Annotated in this window: 16 protein-coding genes and 2 pseudogenes; 9 read left to right on the plus strand and 9 right to left on the minus strand. The window is 45.2% G+C overall.

The window, feature by feature from the left end; genetic code table 11:
- Positions 1-144: 144 nt before the first annotated feature.
- Positions 145-286, plus strand: a pseudogene (locus QUA54_RS19065) (IS5/IS1182 family transposase); the annotation flags it as partial.
- 13 nt (positions 287-299) lie between these two features.
- On the opposite strand, the gene QUA54_RS19070 reads toward QUA54_RS19065, so the two are convergent.
- Positions 300-1,751: a hypothetical protein gene (locus tag QUA54_RS19070; protein ID WP_333415864.1), complete on the minus strand. Its 1,452-nt coding sequence runs from the start codon at positions 1,749-1,751 to the stop codon at positions 300-302.
- A 608-nt stretch (positions 1,752-2,359) separates the two neighbouring features.
- Between QUA54_RS19070 and QUA54_RS19075 the strand changes: the two genes are divergently transcribed.
- Together QUA54_RS19075 and QUA54_RS19080 are read left to right on the plus strand one after the other, a co-directional pair.
- Positions 2,360-3,859 (plus strand): GUN4 domain-containing protein, encoded by a 1,500-nt coding sequence (locus QUA54_RS19075; RefSeq protein WP_333415865.1) that lies wholly within the window; start codon positions 2,360-2,362, stop codon positions 3,857-3,859.
- Positions 3,860-4,165: 306 nt separating this feature from the next.
- Positions 4,166-4,345 (plus strand): hypothetical protein, encoded by a 180-nt coding sequence (locus QUA54_RS19080; RefSeq protein ID WP_333415866.1) that lies wholly within the window; start codon positions 4,166-4,168, stop codon positions 4,343-4,345.
- A 112-nt stretch (positions 4,346-4,457) separates the two neighbouring features.
- On the opposite strand, the gene QUA54_RS19085 is transcribed toward QUA54_RS19080, so the two are convergent.
- A complete protein-coding gene (locus tag QUA54_RS19085; protein ID WP_172193072.1) occupies positions 4,458-4,985 on the minus strand; it encodes a P-loop NTPase family protein in 528 nt (175 codons plus the stop codon).
- A gap of 355 nt (positions 4,986-5,340) precedes the next feature.
- On the opposite strand from QUA54_RS19085, the gene QUA54_RS19090 reads away from it, so the two are divergent.
- Positions 5,341-5,898, plus strand: coding sequence for a nucleoside monophosphate kinase (locus tag QUA54_RS19090; RefSeq protein WP_333415867.1), 558 nt, complete (start codon positions 5,341-5,343; stop codon positions 5,896-5,898).
- A 139-nt stretch (positions 5,899-6,037) separates the two neighbouring features.
- Entirely contained in the window at positions 6,038-6,751 is a 714-nt protein-coding gene (gene rph, locus QUA54_RS19095) for a ribonuclease PH (protein WP_333415868.1), read from the plus strand.
- A gap of 503 nt (positions 6,752-7,254) precedes the next feature.
- On the opposite strand, the gene QUA54_RS19100 is transcribed toward rph, so the two are convergent.
- The 3 genes from QUA54_RS19100 to QUA54_RS19110 all read right to left on the minus strand — a co-directional run bounded on the left by QUA54_RS19100 (position 7,255) and on the right by QUA54_RS19110 (position 16,132).
- Positions 7,255-9,435, minus strand: a complete 2,181-nt coding sequence (locus tag QUA54_RS19100; protein ID WP_333415869.1) for an ATP-binding protein — start codon at positions 9,433-9,435, stop codon at positions 7,255-7,257.
- Positions 9,436-9,758: 323 nt separating this feature from the next.
- The gene (locus QUA54_RS19105) at positions 9,759-15,269 is read right to left on the minus strand and encodes an AAA family ATPase (protein ID WP_333415870.1); all 5,511 of its coding nucleotides are present in this window, start codon (positions 15,267-15,269) and stop codon (positions 9,759-9,761) included.
- Positions 15,270-15,691: 422 nt separating this feature from the next.
- Positions 15,692-16,132 carry a KTSC domain-containing protein gene (locus tag QUA54_RS19110; RefSeq protein ID WP_172189928.1) on the minus strand — a complete coding sequence of 147 codons (441 nt, stop codon included), beginning with the start codon at positions 16,130-16,132 and terminating at the stop codon, positions 15,692-15,694.
- A gap of 431 nt (positions 16,133-16,563) precedes the next feature.
- On the opposite strand from QUA54_RS19110, the gene bchB reads away from it, so the two are divergent.
- Positions 16,564-18,090: a ferredoxin:protochlorophyllide reductase (ATP-dependent) subunit B gene (bchB, locus tag QUA54_RS19115; RefSeq protein ID WP_333190857.1), complete on the plus strand. Its 1,527-nt coding sequence runs from the start codon at positions 16,564-16,566 to the stop codon at positions 18,088-18,090.
- Between the two features lie 210 nt (positions 18,091-18,300).
- Here the strand turns inward: bchB and QUA54_RS19120 are convergent, their stop codons facing one another.
- Positions 18,301-18,930: a Uma2 family endonuclease gene (locus tag QUA54_RS19120; protein WP_333415871.1), complete on the minus strand. Its 630-nt coding sequence runs from the start codon at positions 18,928-18,930 to the stop codon at positions 18,301-18,303.
- A gap of 135 nt (positions 18,931-19,065) precedes the next feature.
- Entirely contained in the window at positions 19,066-19,323 is a 258-nt protein-coding gene (locus QUA54_RS19125) for a hypothetical protein (protein ID WP_333415888.1), read from the minus strand.
- A gap of 140 nt (positions 19,324-19,463) precedes the next feature.
- Here QUA54_RS19125 and QUA54_RS19130 point away from each other — a divergent pair, with 140 nt between their 5' ends.
- Both QUA54_RS19130 and QUA54_RS19135 read left to right on the plus strand, forming a co-directional pair.
- On the plus strand, positions 19,464-19,685 hold the full coding sequence (locus QUA54_RS19130; protein ID WP_333415872.1) for a helix-turn-helix transcriptional regulator: 222 nt from the start codon (positions 19,464-19,466) through the stop codon (positions 19,683-19,685).
- A 34-nt stretch (positions 19,686-19,719) separates the two neighbouring features.
- Positions 19,720-19,911 carry a ribbon-helix-helix domain-containing protein gene (locus QUA54_RS19135; protein ID WP_333415873.1) on the plus strand — a complete coding sequence of 64 codons (192 nt, stop codon included), beginning with the start codon at positions 19,720-19,722 and terminating at the stop codon, positions 19,909-19,911.
- 210 nt (positions 19,912-20,121) lie between these two features.
- Here the strand turns inward: QUA54_RS19135 and QUA54_RS19140 are convergent, their stop codons facing one another.
- Positions 20,122-24,042, minus strand: a complete 3,921-nt coding sequence (locus QUA54_RS19140) for a HEAT repeat domain-containing protein (RefSeq protein ID WP_333415874.1) — start codon at positions 24,040-24,042, stop codon at positions 20,122-20,124.
- A 157-nt stretch (positions 24,043-24,199) separates the two neighbouring features.
- Here QUA54_RS19140 and QUA54_RS19145 point away from each other — a divergent pair, with 157 nt between their 5' ends.
- On the plus strand, positions 24,200-24,397 hold the full coding sequence (locus tag QUA54_RS19145) for a hypothetical protein (RefSeq protein ID WP_333133974.1): 198 nt from the start codon (positions 24,200-24,202) through the stop codon (positions 24,395-24,397).
- Positions 24,398-24,622: 225 nt separating this feature from the next.
- On the opposite strand, the pseudogene QUA54_RS19150 reads toward QUA54_RS19145, so the two are convergent.
- Positions 24,623-24,745, minus strand: a pseudogene (locus QUA54_RS19150) (Mo-dependent nitrogenase C-terminal domain-containing protein); the annotation flags it as partial.
- Positions 24,746-24,799: the final 54 nt, after the last annotated feature.

Below are 24,799 nucleotides of genomic sequence, written 5' to 3' on the forward strand. Positions count from 1 at the left end.
ATTTTAAGGTTCTTCAAATCCTAGAGGCTAGGGTTTGTCATCAGTTGATGTAAAGGAAGGTCAAGTAGAGATACAGCCGACTAGAAGGATTCGATCGCCAGGACAAGCCACCGTTTTGCCCTACGGGATGAACAGTGAGAAAGGATCAAAGATTTGTTGCCGGGACGTGAAGGTTATTTGTGTGCGACAGCCTGCCTACAATCGGTTGTTCGTGGAAGCGGTGTTGTACCGCTACGGATCGGGCATTCTGTGGGGAGACTTGCCCGAACGGTTTGGGGACTTCCGAGTGATGACACGCCCTAACGCGGGGCTATTCGTTGCAGTTCTTTGGCTTGTTCTAAAATTTTCTCGAAGTCTTCTTCGCTCAATCGCTGAATGTAGTTGATTTTGAACTCTTCTAGGAAGTCGCACAGCAGCAGTTGTATTTCTTGCCAGGTGTGCTGCTGTTGCAGTTCGGTTCCTAAAGCTTGCCCGAAATGTTGGACTAGCTGGCTTGAGAGTTTGATGCTTGTGGGGTCTTCGCTGGCGATTTTGAAGGCTTCGTAGGCATCTTGGGGGCCGAGAGTGACTAATTTTGAGAGTTCTGCAACTAATTGCTGTGCTAGCTGTTCGGGCAGGTTTCCCAAGCCGGGTACTTGCTTCCATCCTTGATAGAGGGGGGATTGTTTGAGGAAGTTTTCAATATTGTACCGGAGCAGGGCTTCTAGGTCTGGCTGGAGTTGAGGGAGGACTTTGTAGACCGTTATTTGCACTAGATGGGTGGCGATCGCTTCTATTTCATTGATATTGTTGATGTCTAGATAGCGCTGTTTTGGGGATTGAAAGAGTTGACGAGCGAGTTCGCCTGTGGTAATTGATTGTTGCATCTGGTTGATGAGTTGAATTACTACTACTTCGGTCAATTCTTGGGCGAAGTTGGCGACGAAACCTCGGCTGATTTGGGTGCGTATGGGTTGGAGATCCGGCATTTTGGCTTGGTGAATGCGAATTGTGACGGGTAATACTCGCAACAGGCGCCAGAAAGGGAGGAGGAGGAAGATGTCGTACCACCGCCAGAGCATGGCTGCTCGCCAAGTGACGCTGCGGTGGCGGCGGCTGATCGAGTAGGTACGGGCTAGAAATTCGATCGCGAATATAGCAATAAATGGCAGGTCGATTTGCCAGAAGTTATCGGTGAATTCGCCGTTTTCTCCGATCTCGCGGTAATAGTTGGTGGCGATTAATGGCTTGATTTTGGCGTCAAACCAATTGATTTCTTTTTGCCAGCCTTGTTTGTTTAAATAGTCTGGGTTCCAGAATGTTTGGAATGATTGTGTAGCCGAGTCTTGCGGATTCGGGGCGCGATCGCGCATCCGGTCTTTTATTTTTTCTAGGGTGCCGCTTTTTGATGCTACTCGAAAGGGATCTTCCTCGATCATTTTCGCGCTTAGATTGTTTATTTCCTGCAATTTAGCTGCTACTTGGGGGGAGGGCAAGCCTGTTTGCACTACTTGAATTTTTAATTCTTCTAAGGTTTCTAGATATTGCTGGGTGTCTCGGTGGGGTTTAATTCCTTTAAATGGGTCGTATACTTGAGTGAGAGCTGGCAGTTGCCGAAAGTAGAAATCTCGCCCGGGTACGTAACTTAAGTCAAATATTACTAGGCTTAAATTTCCTAGGGCGACCAGTGCCATCAACCGCTCGAACCAAGGTACTTTTGGTGATTTTTTGTGGGAGTTTGGAGTTGGAGAGGGCTGTAGTTTTAGTGTCACTGGCGGTTCCTAATTAAGTAGACAGATCGAAATAAATGTAACTGGTAATAGCTGAAAAAAGGAAACAGGGAAAACTGGCTAATTGTCTGGTTCCGCTCGGATTGCGATCGAGGAAGCTAGTATTTATTTTAACGTGCGTTTGTTGGGGAATTTTGATTTGTTGATTTTGCCTGGTTAGGTAAAAAAATATACTGGTAAAATATTAAAGTCGATCGAACTTGACGGAAGGTGTGGCTCCCGTTAGTCTGCTTCTCTCTGGCAATAAAATTATATCTCAGGCGGAATCCTAAGTTTTTTTTCGGCGTTGCAGAGCTAACTGGGCTGGTAATAAATTACTATTTCTGTTTAATCTGCTGGCTATTTGACCGCTAAATCAAATGTATTGCACGGATCGAAGTCTAAGGTTAGATTTGGGCTTCGAGTTTGAGGTCAAACCCTCAAGAGAGTTATACTTGCTCAGGGGCAGTCGGGCGAGAACGCCTCCTCCGATCGCGAGGGTGGCTGCCTCCGTAAGGTTCGAGGTCTAGCCTCTACAACAACCAGCTCGCGATCGGACTCTTGAATAATATAAAACCCTGAGTATAATTTTGTTCGCATTTTTTTTATATATGACATACTGCCTTAATCTCGATTGCCCAAGAGACAAGCGTCAGAACCCACCAGGCACAAAGTATTGTCTTAATTGTGGTTCAAAGCTGCTACTAAAAGACCTTTATGCAGCAACTGAACCGCTGCGCGACGGGGGATTTGGCAGGACTTTCCGAGCTGTCAATCATGGAAAATTTGAGGAATTGTGCGTGATAAAACAGTTGTCACCCCCTCAAGAGTTCCAGCGGAAGCCCACTCATTTTAAAAAATATGTTCGACTGTTTGAACAAGAGGCAAGGCGGTTATACGAACTGAAACACCCGCAAATTCCTCAGTTAATTTCTTATTTTGAGGAAGATGGTCGCTTGTATTTGGTGCAAGAGTTTATTGATGGAAATAATTTAAAGGATGAATTAGACAAGTACGGTGCTTATAGCGAAATTAAAACTAGCGAACTGCTGTTAGATTTGTTGCCTTTATTGAAGTTTGTTCACGAGAGAAATGTAATTCACCGCGATATTAAGCCTGAGAATGTGATCCGCAGATCTCGCGATCGTAAGTTAGTGCTGATAGATTTTGGGGTTTCCAAACAGGTAGTAGCTGCTGCTCCGGCGAAAACAGGAACTAAGTTGGGAACTCCCGGCTACGCGGCTCTTGAACAGCGTCACGGTAGGGCTGTTCCTGCTAGCGACCTTTACAGTTTGGGCGTGACTTGCATTAGGTTGCTGACTTCTGTTATGCCTTATCTCGATATCTACGGGGACATTCACGATGACCTTTACGACCCGCTTGAAGGCCGGTGGCTTTGGAGGGAGGCTTTACCAAAAGGAACACTAATTAGCCAGGATTTAGGTCAGGTTTTGGATAAGTTGATTCAGGAATATGTTAAAGACCGCTACAAATCTGCTGTGGAAGTTTTGGAGGCTTTAAAACCTCCTGTTGTTGTTGTCCCAGGGCTGGAAAAGTTGCAGCAGGCAACTGTTCTTAGTCCTTCTGTACCGACTCAACCTGTGGCTGAGTCTCCGGTACTTTCTGAGAATTTAGAGTCTGAAAAAGGTATTGATTATTCTCACTTGGCAAGGCTGCTGGCTGCTAAAAATTGGCGGGGTGCTGATGAGGAAACTTCTGTGAAAATGCTGGAGGTGATGGAGCAAGTTTCACGGGGTTATTTGAGCGAGGAAGATATTAGGAAGTTTCCAGCTAAGGATTTGCAGACTATCGATCGACTGTGGGTGCGGCACAGTCACCGCAGATTCGGTTTTTCTGTGCAAAAGGCTTTGTGGGTAAAGTCGGGGGGAAAAGCTGGTGTTTATGATGCTACAGTTTGGGAGAAGTTTGGCGATCGAGTGGGCTGGCGGGTTAACAGCCAGTGGGTATACTATTCGGAGCTGAATTTTACTTCTAAGGCAAAGCCTGGACATTTGCCGGGGGGGACTGTTTTTGGGTGGGAAGGCGGGGTTTTGTGCGGTGTTTTGGGTTTGGGCGGGATCTGGTTTCTACTGTCGCGGCGGGATTTGTAGAAGGAAGGTAGAAAGCAGAAGGCAGAAGGCAGAAGTTATTAGTCACGCTGCACGCTAGCGAAGTGGAAGTGTTAGTAATTAAATAGTTTTGAGTTGCGAATTAAAGATTTAACAAGTTTTGAGTTTAATCATATGTTATGTAGAAAATAGGTATAAAAAAAGCGTAAAAAAAGATATAATTACAAACCATTTTTTTTGTGCTATGTTTTGAGAGAAGGGCAAGTTTAGAAAGTCAAAAGCCAGGCCTAGGCCCTGAATAAGTATCGTTGACTGGCTTTGGCTCCAATTTACCAAGGAGATATAATTATGTTGCCAGAAAAACGTCTCAAGCCGTGGACTGTAGTTCGCTCGCTTCCGAATGTCGAAAAGGTGGTTGTGGGTGAGTTTCGCAATTGGTCTGATGCAGACGGTCATTTGAAAATTCTCAAGCGGATGGTTCCGGCGGATCGATTGAGTGTTGTGTTCGATCCGGTAGTTCCAGCGTAATGTAGTTGCTAAATTGATAAGCGTGCGATCGCTCTTTGAGCTAAGCGATCGCCTTGTTTTTACATAAAAAATGCGACCGCTAAAAAGGCGATCGCAACTTGAATTATTGTCATTAACTGCGGCGAATTTCAGTAATTTGGTCGGCAACATCCAAAATTGTTTGGGGCATGGATGGCCCGGTAAAAATCATATCCAAATGATGCGGCTTGCTGTCAATCAATGCCACTACTTCTGCTTCGGGAATCAAGCCCAAATTAACCGCTAAACTCAATTCATCGAGAATAACTAGCGCATAACGGCCTTCGCGCACCGCATTTTGAACGTACTGCCACAATTGTTCGATCGATCGCGTCTCAAGCTCATCTAAATCTGCCTGGTCAATGCAGCGGGGCAAATCGCAGCGCACCCAATCTAAATTTTGCCCCAGCCGCACCGGATGCTGATGCCCTTGATTAATTCCCCCTTTGAGAAACTGCACCGCCAGCACCGGAGCTCCCTGTCCTGCAATTCTGAGGGCTTGAGCCATGACACTGGTAAAAAAGCAGCGGTGCGGGCCTGTAAAAACTTGCACCAGCCCTTGAACTGTGTAGGGCAAGCTGTGGGTTAAATTGAGTTTAGGGGTTTGTAACTGAGCAACCATAGGGCAATATTTAATCAGCAACTAAGTCTTGAGTGCAGCTTCGACCTTGGCGCGGCTGAAGCCTGCTTGACAATATATAGTGTACTGGGCCGAGTGCACATCCGATCGAACACTAGATATACAAGTTGTCAAAAGCTAGCGGCAGTGGCATTCGCAGTCGTTTGTTCGATTTTTGAACTCAATTAGCACTGACGCAAAAACCGATTTTTTTTACCAAAATACGGCGGGGAGCGCCCTAGTTAGACAGTTAGACGGTGAAAAAGCAAGGCGATGAAAGTCTTGGGAAGTCCAGGACTGTTAAGAAAAGCTACACATCGCGTAGAATTTGAATGTCGCGGCACTAGGAGCAAGCACTGTGAGATTGGTGATTCTGGGAGGGCCTGGAGCGGGGAAGGGAACGCAGGCTGAAAAACTGTGCAGCAATGTGAGCATTCCTTTGCTTGCAGTAGGGGATATTCTCCGCGCGGAAATCGCAGGTGAAACAGACTTGGGCAAGTTCGCGGTGCCTTATGTGGAAAAAGGGGAGCTAGTTCCCGATGAAATTTTGATTAAATTTATCGGTCGCCGGCTGCTGCTGTGGGATGTCTTTAATGGGTGGGTGTTGGAGGGATATCCGCGAACGGCTTTTCAAGCTGAGGAGTTGGATTTTTTGCTGAACGATTTGGCTCAGCAGCTAGATTGGGCGATTTGGTTGAAAGTGCCGATCGAGGTTTTGCTGAGGCGATCGATCGAGCGCGATCGAGCGGATGACCACCCTGAAATTTTACAGCGTCGCCTCGATTTGTTCCACGAACGCACTATTCCTCTTTTAGAGTATTACGAACACCGCAACAAACTGTTAACTGTCAATGGCGACCAATCCCCTGAACAAGTCCAGCAGGATCTTCTCAAATTGATCGAGGCTAAGGGCTAATAGTCATACCATTTTAGATTTTAGATTTTAGATTTTAGATTAAATGACTGCATATGTAACGAATCAAAAAAAGCCGGAATATTAATGCCCACTTCCAATTTTTAATTCCCAATTACCCATTACGAATCACCTAAATATTATGTCTTTCCAGCGTCCCGACGGCAGACAACCAAATCAACTTCGTCCGATTAGTTTCGATCGAGAGTTTACCAAATTTGCTAGCGGCTCGGTGCTAGCAAAAAGTGGCGATACTCAGGTACTTTGCAGCGTTACAATCAAGCCTGGAGTGCCGAGATTTTTGGAGAATACCGGACAAGGTTGGCTAACAGCGGAATACCGAATGTTGCCAGGATCTACGCCGCAGCGCCAAGAGCGGGAATTTATGAAATTATCGGGACGCACTCAAGAAATTCAGCGGTTGATTGGGCGCAGTTTGCGATCGTGCTTGGATATGCAACTCTTGGGCGAACGCACCATACTTGTGGATGCCGATGTTTTGCAAGCGGACGCGGGGACTCGCACGACTTCAATTACTGGCGGGTTTGTGGCTGTGGCTGACGCTTTGAACAAGTTGGTGCAAAAAGGTGATTTAGTGCGATCGCCCATTATTCGTCAAGTGGCGGCCGTGTCTGTGGGACTTTTGGAAGGCGAGCCATTTTTAGATTTGAATTATCTTGAAGATGTGGCGGCTGAAATTGATTGTAATGTGGTGATGAATGGAGATTTGAACATCATCGAAATTCAGGGAACTGCGGAAGCAGGAAGTTTCAGCCGGAGTCAGTTAAATCAAATTTTGGATGTGGCAGAAATAGGGATTCAGGAATTGTTGGAGGCTCAGCGACAAGCTCTTTAGCTTTTAACTTCCTTGGAGTCAGCGAAAGTTTCTCTGCGTTCAAAAAGGCAAAAACCAAACCCCAACACGGCAAGGACTGAACGATATTGATTCATAAATGAGAAATTGAACCTTCATATAAAGTAGTCAACTCCACATTAGGTTAAAACAGAGATGTTGCACCATTCGACCTAAGGCTTTTATGGGCGGGTTCTCCTGCCCACCCACAAGAAATTCATTCTTAAGGAGAGGCCGGAAAGCCTGTTATTGAGAATGCTGCAAGATGTGAGTTAAAACATAAAATCTCCACTAAAGTGACGGGTTTAGATTTTGTTATTAAGAGTTTATATGTCAGGAAGCTCCGCGCTCCGACAGCAATTGGGTTTTTAAGTCTTATTCAAGGTTTGAACGAAGTATGGGGGTTATAAAACTCGGTTTCTGCGTCCAGGACTATATGTGACAGGCATTTAGTCAAATGGTTTAATAACGGGTGATACTTGGCCTTACATAGCTTAGCTGACGTGTTAGCGGATGGGAATTTGAATCACAAACTCGGTTCCCTCACCAGGAGTAGAGAAGCACTCCAGTTTACCGTTATGTTTTTCCGTGACAATTTGATAGCTGATAGACATTCCCATCCCTGTGCCTTTTCCAATCGGTTTGGTGGTGAAGAAGGGATTGAATATCTGTTGCTGAATGTCTTGGGGAATACCAGGCCCGTTATCCGCGATCGCAATTTGCACCCAGTGGCCATCAACCACTGAAGTCATAATTTTAATTTGATTGGGATTTGCCTGGATATCCTGAAACGTTCGACTAGCATTGCCATCTTCTAAAGCATCGATCGCATTGGTGAGAATATTCATAAACACCTGATTGAGTTGTCCCGCGTAGCATTCCACCAGGGGTAGAGAACCGTAGTCTTGAATCACCTCAATAGACGGTCGTTCCGGTCTATTTTTGAGGCGGTGTTGCAAAATCAGTAGGGTGCTGTTAATACCCTCATGGATATCCACTGGTTTAAACTCTGCTTCGGCCATCCGCGAAAAGTTCTGCAACGATAGGACAATTTGGCGGATGCGATCGGTACCCATTTTCATCGAAGACAGCATTTTTGGCAGGTCTTCTTGCAAGAACTCCATGTCGATTTCTTCGGCTGCGATTTGAATTTCGTCAGCAGGGTTAGGATAGTGCTGTTGATAAAGCTGCACGAACCCTAACAAATCTTGGGCGTATTCCTGTGTATGGACGAGGTTGCCGTGAATGAAGTTGACCGGGTTGTTAATTTCGTGGGCGACTCCAGCAACCAGTTGCCCCAAACTAGACATTTTTTCGCTTTGAATTATCTGTGATTGGGTGCGTTGCAACTCGCTTAGGGCGTTTTTGAGTTCAACGGTGCGGTCTTCCACCCGGTCTTCTAATTCTGCATTACTTTTTTCTAAGGCGGTAAAGGATTCGCGCAGTTGTCTTGCCATGTGGTTAAAGGAGTTGGCAAGGGCGTTGAGTTCTTGAATACGGCTGTCTTCTACAGCTTGGTCGAAGTTGCCAGATGTTATTGCCTCACTCGCCCGATTCAGTCGCAGAATCGGACGGGCAATCCAGCCGGAGGTGAGAACGCCCATCCCACAAGCTACCCCCAATGCTGCTAAGCAGAGCAAGATTGTGGTGCGGGTGTTGGCATCAATCTGTGCCATGAACTCGCTTTCTGGCACACTCACCACCACTAACCAATCCAATCCATATTGGTCGCGCCAGGGAGTGAGTTGCACATAATAGAGTTCTCCCTGAAAATCAAGTCGGAGATCGGTGTCTTTAGAAATGGATTGAAACCCTTTGAAGCGTTGCTGGATTTGTTTGGCAATTCCCTGCACTATGGGATTGCCACTGTCGATCGCCTTCAAACGCCGAATCTCGTTTTTGACGGTGGTAAAGGGTTGTTCTTTCGCAGAATTAGCAATCAACATTCCATTGCGCTCGATGATGAAAACCTGCCCTGAGCTAGTGAGATCTATATTCCGTAAGAAATGGCTCAGTTTCAACAGATGGATATCGACTCCAACCATTCCTAGCAAGCGATTATTTGCGTCATAGATGGGGCGACCAGCGGAAGCAGCGATGTAGGGATAATTGGGATAATTTACGGTGACGAGCCGCGACCAGATGGGTTTACCTGCTTTCATGGGTTCGGTGTACCAGGGTTCTTGCAAGTTGTCCCAATCATAAATAGTCACGACGTGAGTGCGATCGCCTTTGTTATCGGTGGCATAATTAATGACATTATTCGGCGGTTTGGGACTCCAATCATCAATCACGACGCTTTTGGGGTCGTAGCGTGCGGCTCCTACTCCCTCACCCGTGATCAGTCCAATGCCGATGTAATTCAGGTCATAGGTCTGCATTTGGTGCCAGAAATACTTACCGAGGGTTTGGCGATCGCGCACATCTAGCAATCCCATCCGAATCGCATCGGCGTTAATCTTAATCACTTGATGCGGAATAGATAAATAAGCCTCCAGATGTTGATTCACCGAAATGCTGGTTCGATGCATCAACTGAGCCGCCAGGTCGTTTACGGCTTTTTGTCCATTTTTGAACGACAAATATCCCACCAGACCGACCGCTCCAAAGATTTGCAAAACAAATGGCACCATCAATATGAGCTGCAATGGGATCGCCTGAGTTTTGCTGAAGTGACGTATCTTCATGAGCGGAAATTACTTTTATTTTAGTATGATATACTATCTACAGTTCGATCATGTTTATACAGACAATCTTTACTTGTTTAATTAAAAATCTGACACTTTTTATGCTTTGCCGGAGTCTTGCCACCTCGTCGTAATAAAAGTCCTCAGTGCGGCTGCAAAAGGGCGATCGCCCTTTTGTCGAAACCCGAGCGATCGGCTTTAATGCAGAGTTTTAGCCGAGTTAACAGTGCGAATTCAAAGTTTAGTAAACGCAATCCGTGGTCGGATTGTTAAGGGTTGCTAATTGGAATTGATTTGGGGATTTGGGTTGATAGTCGCGCCGATTACAAAACTTGCCTGGGGGCGATCGGAATTTCAATAATAAACTCGCTCCCCTCTCTCGGTGCAGACACGCAAGTCAACTTTCCGCCGTGAGAACTAACCACAATCGAGTGCGAAATAGACAATCCCAAACCAGTTCCCGAACCCACTGGCTTAGTTGTAAAAAACGGATCGAATATCTTGTGCAGCACCTCAGTGCTCATTCCAGGGCCGTTGTCAGCAATTCTAATTCTAGCAGAATTCCTGTCTGTCACCTCTGTTGAAATTGTAATAGCAGGCTGGTTCTGAGAGTTTTCCGGGCAATCTCTTGCTATGAGGAGAGCATCGATCGCATTTGTCAAAATATTCATAAATACCTGATTCAACTGAGACGCATAACAAGTAATTAGTGGTAGCGTGCTGTAATTTTTAATCACCTCAATTCCCAAACGCCCGCCCTCTTTTCTCAGGCGCGGTTGCAGCAACATCACCGTACTGTCGATGCCTTGATGGATATCTACCGACTTCATTTGCGCTTCATCGAGGCGCGAGAAATTCCGCAAGCTCAGCACAATATCCCGGATTCTTTCCGCTCCTACTTTCATAGAATCCAGCAGCTTTTGCAAATCTTCGCTCAAAAATTCCAGCTCAATTGTTTCTATTTCCTCTAGGATTTCATCAGCCGGTTCGGGATAGTGCTGCTGGTAAAGCTCAATCAATTTTAGCAAGTCTTTAACGTATTCGCTAGCCGGATTGAGATTGCCGTAGATGAAACTTACAGGATTATTAATTTCGTGAGCTACACCAGCCACCATTTGCCCCAAACTCGACATTTTTTCCGTTTGGATTAATTGAGCTTGAGTTAGTTTCAGCTCGCGCAAAGTTTGTTCTAAACGCTCGTTCTTTTCATTTAACTCCTGCGTCCGCTCTTGCACTTTCTGTTCCACCGAATTGTAAAGCAGAGCATTTTCTAAAGAAATAGCAACTTGGGAAGAAAGCAACCTTAAAACTTCCAATCTGTGGGGAGTAAATGCCCCGACAGTTAAATTGTTTTCTAAATAAAGAATGCCGATCAGTTTGCCTTGATTGATGATGGGAGTACACAAAATAGATTGCAGTTGGTGTTTGGCGACGTAAGGATCGGCTGTAAATAGTCCCTCAGCCGCCGCATTGCTCAACACCAAATCCGAGCGAGTCCTTTCCACATAATTAATCACCGTCACAGGTAAATCCTGATAGCCTTCAACAGGCGTAAATTGCAGCACGGCTACATCTTCAGAAAATACTGACGCTTTAGCTAAAATCAACAGTTGACCATCTCTGACTAATATCAGAAAACCTAATTGAGCACCCGCATTTTCCAAGGATATTCTCATCAAAGAAGCCAGCAACTTATCGAGTACAATTTCGCTTGAAATCGCCAGAGATGCTTTCATTACCGTTGCTAAATCCAGCACTCTCGCATCGCTGCCAGTAGAAGTATGAATAGTTGTTGTAGTTTGACTGTTGTTAAAACTTCCGTTGAGCGGCGTCATTTCCCGCAACTGCGGATACTTCTGTTCTAAATCTTCTACTTTGCGGACTGCACCCCAGCGCAAGTAGCACGAGTGAGCTTCGCGCAAGTGGATTTTGGCATATTGATACTTGCCTTTACTCAACCAAAACTTAGCTGCTAGTTCATTAGCCAGCGCTTCATTTTGGACAAACTCATTGTCTTGAGCTAAACTGATAGAGAAATCGTACAGCTCTACAGCTTCTGAATCTTTCTTGGAAATTCTGGCTATTTCTGCTTGTACTAAAAGGTACTTGTGCAGAAAATTTTCGGCACAGTTGTCTGCCCAAATTTTCATCTGTTTTTGGTTGGCTTCTAACTTTTCCAAGTATTGCTTTTGCTTGTCTTCGGAAACATTGGGGAAAACGGCGGCTAAAACTAGAGAAAAGAAAAAATTCCATTCTGTAGCTGGTATGGCTCCGGTAATAAAAGATAGCTGTTTTTCTACTTCCAAAGCTAGTTGTAGCGCTTCATTGAAGTTGCCGTACCAGTACATTACCTGGCATTTCCGAATCTGATAAAGGCAGAGCGAGTACAAATTTTGATGAGCTTGACAGTTGTTGACGTATTCAGCTTCGCTGATATCTTCGCTTTCAAATACAAACTTTTCAGAAGTTAGTTTGCTCAAGTTGCGCAGGATTAACTCTACCCCTAATAATATATCGGTTACGAGCTGATTTTTGGTTTTTTGGCTGAACTGCAAATACCTGCTTGTGTCGGCCAGAATTTGCGAGATTTCTTTACCTTGAAAAAATGAGTTAGCTATGCGGTTGGACAGGATATAACCCGCATACTCTAAATCTCCTGATTCTAAAGCTGCTTGATATCCTTCATTGCTGATCGCGTGGGAATCTTTGATGTGATTGAACCAGTAATAAAAAATACTGACTAGGGATGAACAAGCTCTGCACTTCAAGCCGATATTGCCAGATTTTTCGCTGAGATTCAGCGAGAGCAAGCCGAATTGATACGCAGCTTTGTAATCTCCCGAAACTGCGTTTAAGAACATACCGTAGCCAGCATAGCAAAGAGAGGCTTCGGGTACTAAACCGTATTGTAGAGAAAGATTGACTCCTTTTAAAACGCTGACTTTCCACAAGTCGGGATTTTTGAGGTACGCCGATGTGAGCAAGTTTGTAATTAATTTGACGGCCACTTTTTTTTCGGGTACAGTCATTTCGGGGGCGTCAATCAGGGAAGCTATTTCTCTACCAGCCAAAATATTCGTGGCTGTTGCAAATTCTTCGGATATGACTTTTTGTAGCCCGTCTAGCGGCAAGTCAATACCTAGCAAGTCCAAAGCTTTGATTCCTGCTTTAACGGCTTCTTCGTACTTCGCCCGCAGGGTGTACTGCACGATCAGCAGGTTGTAAATTTCTACCTTTTCTAATGCCGATCGCGCTTTTTCTAAAGTTATATTAATAAATTCTTCAGACTTCTCAAAAAAACCGTTTAAATACTCAACATTTGCCCGCTCCATGTGCAAGGCAAAGGCTAAATCGTAGTGGGCATCCCAAATATCGGCGCTCAAACCGTCCATGCCTGCGGTCAAATACTGCAAGGCAGCAACATAAGCAGTGGCATCTTTGGCTCTGCGGGCCGCGTCTAAATTCAGCGTTGCCAGTTCAATTAATTCTCGATGGTCTTTAATTAGCGATCGAGCTACATTCAAGTGATCGACTAATTCAAAGATTCTGTCAGCTCGATATTCAGCCGGAGTGTTTTCTAGGATTTGCCTGCCTATTTTCAGGTGAACGGCCTTTTTTTGCGAGTCGTCGATCAGAGCGTAAGCTGCTTGCTGTACCCGATCGTGCAAAAATTTATAATTCAGAATTAATAGCGGGAACAGCACGTAATCTAATGACTTGCTTTCCAATTCCGAAGTTGGCAGAATCAGTCCCGACTTAATCGCCGGCAACAGGTGAGAAAAAGTTTCAGAGGCTTCTTTTTCATGAATTAAAGAAAGAGTATTTAAGTCAAATTCGTTACCCAAACAAGCCACTAAACGCAAAACTTGCTGCGTTGAACTTGGCAGTTTTCTCAATTTTTGTACCATCAAATCTACTACATTGTCAGTGATAGCGCACTGCTCAATTTGACTCATATCCCAATGCCAGCCGCCCTTAATCCCCGACTGTGGCGGGTGAAAAACTAGCAAGTTTTCCTGATACAATGTTTGCAGGAATTGATTGACAAAAAAAGGATTGCCGTCGGTTTTGCTGATTACCAATTCAGCTAAGGGTTTCACAGATTCTCGATCGCTGTGCAAAGTCTCGGCAATCAAATGAGTTATGTTTTCCACCCCCAGCGGCGACAAAGCAATCTGATTAATGATAGCTTCCTGATTTCGCAGCGTCTCCACAGTCATCATTAAAGGATGAGTAGGACTAACTTCATTATCCCGATATGCGCCAATTAAAAACAGATATTGCGTAGCTTCATCTGTCATCATCAATTCGATCAGCTTGAGAGTAGCAGAATCAGCCCACTGCAAATCGTCGAGAAAAATTACCAGCGGATGTTCTGGTTGGCAAAATACGCGAATGAAATTTTGAAAGACTAAATTAAAGCGGTTCAGAGATTCCGTCGGCCCCAATTCAGCTACAGGAGACTGAGCTCCGACAATTAGTTCAACTTCCGGAAGGACATCAATAATAATTTGCCCATTTTGACCGAAAGAACTGCGGAGTTTTTCGCGCCAAACTCCTAATTGAGCTTCGCTTTCAGTTAAGAGTTGTCGCACCAATTCCGAAAAAGCGCTGACAACTGCAGAGTAAGGAATAGTTCGCTTGTACTGGTCAAACTTTCCCCAAATAAAATAGCCACGCCTGCGGGTAATAGGTTTGTCTAAAATCTTCACCATTGCAGATTTGCCAATGCCGGAATAACCAGCAATCAGCATCATCTCGCTGCGAGATTTATGCTGTCCTCTCGATAAGACTGACAGGGAAATTTCTTTCCTGGATTTGCTCTCTTTCTTGATGATAGAAATTTGGGATTGTTCGGTGCGGGTTCGATTATTTGTTGCTGCTACCCGTTCAAATGCTGCTACAAGAGTTTCAACTTCTCGCTGTCTGCCGTAAAGTTTTTGAGGGATTTGAAATTTGTCGGAAATATCTTGGCTGCCGAGAGGAAACTCGGAAACAACCCCAGATGTTTGCCACTGAAACAAGCAGGATTCCAAATCGGCTTTTAGTCCCCAAGCACTTTGATAGCGCTCCTCAGCGGTTTTTGCTAACAATTTCATCACAATATCTGAAACAGCTTGAGGAATTTCTGGGGCAATTTCAGCGATAGGTACTGGCTGTTTGGCGATGTGACAGTGAACTAACTCCATAGGATCTGTAGTGGGAAAAGGGAGCTGTCCTGCCAGGATTTCATAGAAGGTGACGCCGAGGGAATAAAAGTCGGTGCGGTAATCGATTACCCGGTTCATTCTGCCGGTTTGTTCCGGCGACATATAGGCTAAAGTGCCTTCTAAAAAATTAGGATTTTTATTCGGAACGTGTTCCAGGTTTGATGCCGTTGAGATGCTGAAATCTATGAGTTTAACTTGTCCTGTAGCTGGATTAAAAACTATATTAGAGGGGTTGATATCTTTATGAATTACATTTTTACCATGAATCTCTCCCAAAGTTTCAGCAACTTTGATGGCAGTAGTCAGAAATCCTAAAATTGTAAATTTTTGGGAAGCCATAAAGATTTTTAAAGATTCGCCCCCAAAATCTTCTAAGATCATTGCCAGACTATTTCTAACCTGCTGCAACTTGTAAACTTTAACAACTCCGTCCAGCAGGTTTAAGTTGGCAGTAATCTCATATTCGCGCTTGTATCTATTCAGTTCTTCAGGAGTCGGATAGTCTTCTTTGATAAGTTTGATAATAACAGGTTGGTTGTCCTGCTCGTTGTGGCCGCGGTAAACCAGGGAAGTGCTGCTTTCATAAATGAGAGCGAGAACTGCAACGCCGGGAATTGCCATCATAGTTGGGTTCTCTCAAATTAGGTGTGCTTGGTCAATGTTACAGGACTTACGCGCGGCGGGCTAGAAACCCTGTTTCTTCGTTGCTAGTCGTTGACGAACCCAAGATTTTCTCGTATAAGCCGGGTTTCTTTTCGTAAATCCTATGTTATTCTTCATTATCGCTCAAGAGATATCTTTTGGGATGTGTGGGAAGACACGCCTTGACAGCAAAGAACTGCTGAGGTGACAAAAGCGCCTTCGGGGTTTCGTCACCTCAGCATTTAAGCAAAGAAAAGCACAAATACAGGATTTGTGCAAGGATTTACTCTGAGACTCGATCGCACGCCTGACAAAAAAAAACAATCTCAGCTTTTAGGAGATTGCTTGAATGAAGGTCTCACACCTCAATCAAACCGCCCAAAGGTGCAACTCCTAACTACACGCTAGTCATCAACGCGCCGGCTCGAATAATAACCTTTAATCTCGGAGTTAAAAAATTTGCCTGTAGAATCAGCATCTTGTAGAGATTCCCACATTTGGGGTTCCACATCGCTGTATTGATAGACTGACCCGCTGCTAAATTCTATTTGCAAAACTTGCTCCTCTTCGTCGTATCCGATCGATCTAGCCATTTCGGAATCTACCGACATCATCGCAATTGGTTCTGGGCTTGAAGCAATTTCTTTTAATTCTATACCAGCACTGAGTTCTGTTGAATCTGTATTCGCGATGAAATCAACCATTTGCAGCCCTTCCTTTGCAGCTTCGGGAGCGACAATTTCGATAAATTCGACTTCTTCCCCCCGCTCGATTAACAGTCCTAGCTTGCCGTTAGAGTGACCAACTGCTAATACGTTGCTCAAGTCTATTTTGGATAGTTTCATGGGATTTGTCAAGGATTGATTTTACGTCAATATCTCCCCCGCTTTGCAACTTTTGATGCCGGGAAAATAGTGGATTAATTAATAGTTTATCCTGAGTTGGCTAAAAAGTCAATATATACCTTTGCGAAAATTCTGGCAGCAATCTAGGTGTAAGTTGCGCCTGGGGTATCCTACGTTGATAAAATTTGCAGATTTCTTAACGAAACTTGACAATAAATTAAGAATTATTGCCATAAAACAAAGGTAAAGTTATGGGAATTGCCAGTTAAATCCCAAGCAGCAAAAGCGTTTGAGCATTTCTCAAATCTGTAAATCCTCAGAAAGTTACTATTTCTAAAGGATTCATCCGGTGAGAAAATCAGAAACAACCTTAAAATTTAGCAGTAATCGCCCGATCGGGCAATTCTCAACCAGCACCAGGAAAAATACCTATGAAATTGGCTTATTGGATGTACGCAGGCCCAGCCCACATCGGCACTTTGCGCGTCGCCACTTCCTTCAAAAACGTCCATGCGATCATGCACGCACCCATTGGAGACGACTATTTTAACGTCATGCGTTCCATGCTGGAGAGGGAACGGGACTTTACCCCGGTAACTACCAGCGTCGTTGACAGACACGTACTGGCGCGGGGCTCGCAGGAACGGGTGGTGGACAACATCACCCGCAAAGACAGAGAAGAACACCCAGATTTAATCGTGTTGACTCCGACTTGCACCTCCAGCATTCTGCAAGAAGACTTAGAAAACTTCGTGGAGCGAGCTCAATTGGATGCCAAAGGCGATGTATTGCTGGCCGATGTCAACCATTACCGCGTCAACGAACTGCAAGCTGCCGATCGCACTTTGGATCAAATCGTCCAGTTTTACATTAACAAAGCCCGCAAAAAAGGCGATTTAGTAGAAGCCAAAAGCGAAAAACCATCTGTCAACATTATCGGTATGTCTACGCTGGGTTTCCACAACCAGCACGACTGCACCGAGTTGAAGCGTTTGATGGCAGATTTGGGCATTGAAGTCAACGAAGTTATTCCCGAAGGTGCTTCGGTTCATAACTTGAAAAGACTACCGCGCGCTTGGTTTAACTTGGTTCCTTATCGGGAATTGGGGATGATGGCCGGGGAGTATTTGCAAAAAGAATTCGGCACGCCGATGGTGGATATTACGCCGATGGGTGTGGTGGAAACTGCGCGCTGTATCCGCAAGATTCAGCAAGTTTTGAATGCTCAAGGTGCGGATGTTGATTACGAAAATTTCATCGACCAACAAACGCGGTTTGTGTCGCAGGCTGCTTGGTTTTCTCGATCGATCGACTGCCAAAACTTAACTGGCAAAAAAGCCGTCGTATTTGGCGATAATACGCACGCTGCGGCGATGACGAAGATTTTGGCTCGCGAGATGGGAATCCACGTTGTGTGGGCAGGAACCTACTGCAAACACGATGCTGATTGGTTCCGGCAAGAGGTTAGCGAGTATTGCGATGAAGTGCTCGTTACGGACGATCACGGGGCGATTGGAGATGCGATCGCCAAAGCCGAACCTTCCGCGATTTTCGGTACACAAATGGAACGCCACGTCGGTAAGCGGTTGGATATTCCCTGCGGCGTAATTGCTGCACCGATTCACGTCCAAAATTTCCCGATCGGCTACAAGCCATTTTTGGGTTATGAAGGCACGAATCAGTGCGTAGATTTGGTGTACAATTCCTTCACTTTGGGAATGGAAGACCACTTGCTGGAAATCTTCGGCGGCCACGATACCAAGGAAGTGATTACGAAGGGTATTTCGGCTGATTCTGATATGGGTTGGACGAAGGATGGACAGGCTGAATTGAACAAAATCCCTGGTTTTGTGCGGGGTAAGGTGAAGCGGAATACTGAGAAGTTTGCGCGCGATCGGGGGATTGATAAGATTACCGTTGAGGTTCTTTACGCAGCGAAGGAATCTGTCGGCGCGTAGTTAGTTGTAGGGTGGGCATTTGCCCACCTTACTTAGTAATATCAACTCCGGTAGCATCGGAATTAATATTACTCACAGTCAGGACACGGCAGTGCCGTGTCCCTACCTCCATTAATTGTAGGGACACGGCACTGCCGTGTCCTCTATATCATTCCGATGCTACCGGAAACAATATGACGATCGCCCTTTTCAAACCAAGTGCGATCGGCCTTATTCTTCCGCGCTATCTTCTGGCTCATTTTCCGCCTCAAAATCCACCTTCTCATACATATCTGCTAGCGGTACTTCAACTTTAAAAAAATCAAAAACTAGCGCTGTATCGTCTTCATCGTACTGACTGTACGACCATCGCTTGTTTGCCAACTTGCAATACTGCTCTACATAAATTCGCGATTGGTCAATTAGAATATACTCTTGAAAGGTCGGCAGCGTTTGATAAAACTGAAACTTATCGCTGCGATCGTAACTTTTGGTAGATTTTGATAAAACTTCAATAATAACTTGAGGATTTATTACCGTATCTTTGCGATTGTTGTAATACTCAGGTTTCCCTAAAATTACCATCACATCGGGATAAGTATAAAATCGCTTTTTCGGCATCCACAGGCGCACGTCACCCATGAAAACATTATAATCAAGTCCCTTAAGAGCAAGACGTAATGCTATACTCATATTCAGGGAAATGTGATTGTGATTTGTACTTGCACCTGTCATGGGAATAATTACTCCGTCGGAATATTCACTTTTAGACTCTGCTGTTTCTTCCAGAGCTAGATATTCTTCTGGAGTAAAGTATCGCTGTGAAGTTGGCTGTTCTGTTACTTGTAGACTAGCTGTCACGGTTTTTTACCTTCAATTCATATCTTGCGTCCAGTCTAACATTGCCCAAAAATGCGATCGCCCGAATCAAACATTCGGGCGATTAAGAGCGGGATAGCTTCGCTCGCGCGTGCTTTCAGACAGTCGCCACCAAAATTAATCGATCGGATCGAAAACAAGAGTCAATCGAGCACCGGGAAGCAGTTGTTTGAGAACTCGCAAGTGACCCTCTGCATCTGACCAACTGCGAAAGCGACCCACAACGACCCTTTGCAGATTCGGAAGCAAACGAACAACGATCCACGGTTTGAGACGTTTTTCATACCGCATAATAGGTGTATCTCCTTTGTTAATTGGAGCCATAGCCAGTCCTGAGCCCTCGGAAAGCGTCGGACTGGCTTTTGACTTTTGCATACTTAGTTTAATCCAAATAAAGCAGTTTGACAACCGCTGCGGTCTATTATGCAACTGTAACAGTCTATACAGCAAAAAATTTGGCATACAAGGTGCTAGCATCTGCCTTGCAAAGGTTGTGCTATACGAGCAGTTAAACAGTGATCCGGTGGAGATTAGCAGTTGTCATGGCCGATCGGAATATCAGTAACAAGGAACTGGCTGTCCTAACGGGCATGAATCCCAGGTCTATTTCTCGACTCAAAACTCGCCGTTACCTCACCAGAATAGACGCAGCAACGTTAAACGTTCTCTGCAAATCACTCAATTGCAAGCCCGGAGACTTAATGGATTACGAGGAGGACAGTCCCGATCAAGCCTGAAATTTGAGGGCATAAGCAAGCCCACAGTTTTGATATGATTGGGAGCGTTAGCACAAGGCAAATATTGACAGTGAGCAAGCGCGTTCACATAACACTCCCCGACTACATATATGAATCCTTAGAGCTGTGGGCCGATCGGCAAGGTAGACCCACAGCCAGCTTGATAGCTTTTATCGTTGAAACAGCGGTGTTGGAAGCAAAAAAAAAAAGGAGACATACCCCCTGAGCCTGAAGATCCCAAGAGCAACAGTAGTTCGTAGGGTGCGTCGCCACCCAAAATCTCTGACTTGCATATCGATAATCTTAGTCCTGGACGCAGAAACCGGGTTTTTTACGAAAATATTGGCTCGTAGCCTTTAATATCGGTAAAAAACCCGGTTTCTTTGGTTTGATGTGTCCAGGACTGAATCTAATAGCGACGCACCTGTGCGATCGATTAACTTTCCCATACAACTTGGCAAATCCACCGCACAATCGCTCCAATCAAATCAGATTGACTGAGTGAAAAAGCTGCCAGCGAATGCGCGTTATTCTCGCTAACAATAGCAATATTGCCGTCAAACTTGCTTAAATCGTTGACAAATGTCTCGCTAAATCCTGTCGCCTCTTCCCCCCGCGAGTTGTAGAATACTAAGATCAAAGATTTCTCGCTATCCATTAGCAGCAAATCCCAATAAGTTTGTAAATCTGCCATTGTTTTCGGTGTGCCATCCTCACTTTTGGGACAGCCTTGTTTCAGCATTTCGGTGTAAATTTTGGCGGCGGGGTTGTCGGGGTTGATGAAGTTTTTGCTGTCGATGCACAGGAGTTGGATTTGATTGGATAATTCGGCTTGATTATTGATTTCTCTGGCAATGTCTTGGGGGAAAGTTTGCCAATCGGGAACTTCGGGATGGGGTGTGGTGGTTGGATGGTGCCATGCGTCATAGAAGGTGGTGTAAGGGAGATTTTGGGCACAGTGCCAGATGACTGCGTAGGAATTTTTGAATCTCTCAAAGTCATTTTCGTAAGTCTTATCGGATAGGCAATTTTTTAAGGCAGTGACAACCCCTGTCATTTGCTGAGTTTCTGTCATTTTTGTTGTTAAAAAAAAGGCTGCTGTCTCCTGTCTAGATTTATCCTCACAGGTAAGGATAAATTGAGTTAAATCAGCGATCGGATATGGGTTGCCTTCGTCTATTACCCCTAACCTATTTGTGTCTATTTTCCCTAACCTATTTTCTGCTTGATACCGAATATTTTCATCTCCAGAGGTGTGGAGTAACTCAGTGAAAGCGACGATGGAATCTGGGTTGCTTTCGTCGATTTTCCATAAGCTATCTGCTGCTTGCAACCGAATAAATTCATTCTCCGAGGTGCGGGTTAACTCAGTTAAAGCGGCAATCGAATCTGGGTTGCCTTCGTCGATTTTCCATAAGCTATCTGCTGCCTGCCACCGAATATCTTCATTCTCAGAGGTGCGGATTAACTCAGTTAAAGCAGCGAACGCATCTGGGTTGCCTTCGTCTATTTCTCCTAAGCTTGTTGCTGCCGCACACCGGATATATTCATTCTCAGAGATGCGGATTAACTCAGTTAAAGCAGCGAACGCATCTGGGTTGCCTTCGTCTATTTCTCCTAAGCTTGCTGCTGCCGCACACCGAATATCTTCATTCTCAGAGGTGCGGATTAACTCAGTTAAAGCGACGAACGCATCTGGGTTGCCTTTGCCTATTTCCCCTAAGCTATTTACTGCCTTCCACCGGAGATCTCGATCCTCAGAGGTGCGGATTAACTCAGTTAAAGCGACGATCGCATTTGGGTTGACTTTGCCTATTTTCCCTAAGCTATCTACTGCTTCCAACCGAATACCTTCATCCTCAGAGGTGCGGATTAACTCAGTTAAAGCGGCGATCGCATTTGGGTTGCCTGCATATATTTCCCCTAAGCTATATACTGCACTCTGCCGGAGATCTCGATCCTCAGAGGTGCGGATTAACTCAGTTAAAGCAGCGATCGCATCTGGGTTGCCTTCGTCTATTTTTTCTAAGCTATCTGCTGCCATACATCGGGTATCTTCATCCTCAGAGGTGCGGATTAACTCAGTTAAAGCAGCGATCGCATCTGGGTTGCCTTTGCCTATTTCTCCTAAGATTACTACTGCCTCCCACCGGATATATTCATTCTTAGAGGTGCGAATTAACTCAGTTAAAGCAGCGAACGCATCTGGGTTGCCTTCGTCTATTTTCCCTAAGTTGACTACTGCCTCCCACCGGATATCTTCATCCTCAGAGGTGCGGATTAACTCAGTTAAAGTGGCGATCGCTCTTGTCCGATCGCTCTCTGGCAATATTGCTTTTGATGCTTCGGCAATTGGATATAAAAATGTCTGCCACTCCTGCTTTTCAATATTGAAATAACCAAATCCCCACTGCACAATTTGAGCAACGATCGCATCAGCCAAAGCACAATCCTTAAACTCATCAATTAATACAGCAGCTAGAAAATAAGCTCGAAACCCATAAAAATATTTGCATCCATCATCAAACTCCACCAACGCCTTAATAAACGCTTCCTTCTCCTCCCTCTCCACATCCTTTCGCCCCATCCACAGCAACATCACCTCTTTCCACTGCCGCTCGAAAATCCGATAAATCCCCTGCTGCGGATTCTGCGGCACATGATTCAAGAAAAAGTGCCAATCCTTAATCTCGCACGCTGCAAAATATTCCTGAAAAGAAGGATGATAGAAAGCATAAACAGATTTCAGCGGGTTTTCGGCATCAACTCCGACTCGATTCAGCCAACCTAAGTCAATTGCTTTTTCAAATAACTCTGGATGCGGTTGCGCCAGATGTTTGCTCACAAACCAATCCGGCAATATCGATTTATATCCAGCTTCAATTGCTGTCAGTGCCAACTTTCCCAAGGCAGCATTTAAGTTGGTTCTCTGTGCTGCTGTTGTCGGGAAAGCTTGTTTTTTGAAATCATAAAGCGCTGCGACAAATACCTCATAAAGTTCGGCTTTAGTATCCGGTAATTTTTGCTGTCCGAATTCCCAAGTTAAACACAGCAGGAATAACCGCAGGGGATTGCGTACTAAATCTTTGATTCGCTCTTTTCCCGGTTCGTCTAAGGCGGCGCGGAGATTCGCCCCCACCCCCCCCTTGGTAAGGGGGGGAGCAGGAATGGAGGTAGTTTCTTTTGCGCGTAGAACCCCCCCCTGCCCCCCCTTGGTAAGGGGGGGAGCAAGAATTGAGGTAGTTTCCACCCTTGGTAAGAGATTAGGAATCGGGCTAGTTTGCCCCCTTGGCAAGGGGGGATTAAGGGGGGTAAACCATCGATCGATAAACAATTTCACCTGATCGGAATTATCGCCGTCTCCATAGCTGAAATCGAGCATTCTATAAGTATCAAAATCCGACAGGGAATTCCCCGTAGCCTGCCAAATATTCAGGCGGCAACTGATTACTATTCGTACTTTATCGAATACCCGTTCTCTCAACTGTGGCGATAGAGTTCCCAGGGAATCCGCTATTCCCATTTCATCCGCGCCGTCCAACAGCAACCAGATTTTTCCTGCTGTCAGTAATTCCTTAAATTCTTTCACCCATTCCGCAGGTGCAGCATCCAATTGTCCCGCCGCTATTCGCAGCCAATCTTCGATTAAATATTCGCACAAAGGTTTTTTCACCTCTGCTAAGGATATCCATACGGGCAAATATTCAGTTTCCGCCAATATACGATCGCCAATTTTCAACAACTGAGTGGTTTTTCCCGCACCCGGTTCGCCGATGACTGCAAGGCGTTTGCCGTTGCTTTTAGGGCTGTCACTGTTAGCGAGGACTTTTTCGCAAAATTCGTCGTAACTTAGGGGAATGAGTTTTTCGGCTTCCTGATAAGCTTGGGAACCTATTTGAGGGGAAAAATCATCGCGGCGCTGGGGGTTTTGCTGGCGTTCGATTAATCCCAAGGGGACGTGAATCTCGTTGAGGTCTATTTTTCGCCCTAAGTCGTTGGCAAAAAAAGTGTTGGCTGCTTGTCGCTTGGTTTGGGCTGCGGCGCGGCAGGTTTCGCGCCAGTCAATTTGGGTTGCTGGCGGTGAGGGTGGGCTCCATTCGTGGCGATCGACAATTTCGGTTATTTCTAAATTTAAAGCTTGGGCGATCCAAGTAATAAAGTCTCTCCTAATTCGCTTTTTATCAAGAAACCGCTTAACCGTGTCAATACTCACCCCTGACTTTTTTTTTAAATCCTCTTGAGTCCAACCTTTCTTATCCGGTTTTTCAGGCTTGGGCAATTGGGCCATTCTTTCGCGAACTTTCTCTAATCCTTCTGGAGTAAGTCCTATGGTGCTGGAATTGGGAGTTTTGCTCATCGGTGGTAAGTGGAGAGATTGCGACTATTCATAGTTTAGTGAATAGCTAGGGAAAAATCCTAGTGCAGATCGGTGCAGTTCAATCTGCACTGTTTTGCTCTGGATGCTGCCCCTGGTATGCGGTTATTTGTAGATTATGACATTTAGGAATACCGCCATGAAGTTCAAAGATATTGTAAAAAATCACAAATTCACCTGCGTTGCTGGACAATTGACCGAGTTTGGCATCGTCAATTTAATCTCGTGGTTAGATCCAGTTTCAGGATTTTGGATTGGTATTGTTTGCTTGGTTTGGCATATTTTCCAGGATATTAGGGAAGAAGACGAAGAAGACAGCGATAGTCACTCCAAATAGGTTCGCAGCATCGGACTTTAGTCCTCGGTTGGATCGTAGCAGCAAATTTTAGGTCGATCGCGGGCGGGAACTCTTAGAACCGCCCCTACAAACGTGAAATCTGCTGTATTAGCTTCGGAAAGATCGCACGGACGATCCTTAATTCGCCCGCACAAAACAAGAAACCCTCCCCAACAAGGAGAAGGGAGGGTGAAAAGACAGTGAAAAATTTAAGTTTTTGCAGAATTAACAATAAGGAGTTACATCTTCGCCACACTCGTCAACCAAATAACACAAAGCTCGAAAGTGCAGCCCAACCACTTGCTCGTAAAGCGGATTTAACTTGCACAGTGGCGGAATGGATAACAAGCGTGCGATCGCCCACGAGAGAAATTTCTACAATATCAGATGAGCCAATCTTGC

This window comes from Microcoleus sp. MOSTC5 (assembly GCF_036701825.1).
Taxonomy (GTDB): Bacteria; Cyanobacteriota; Cyanobacteriia; order Cyanobacteriales; family Microcoleaceae; genus Microcoleus; species Microcoleus asticus.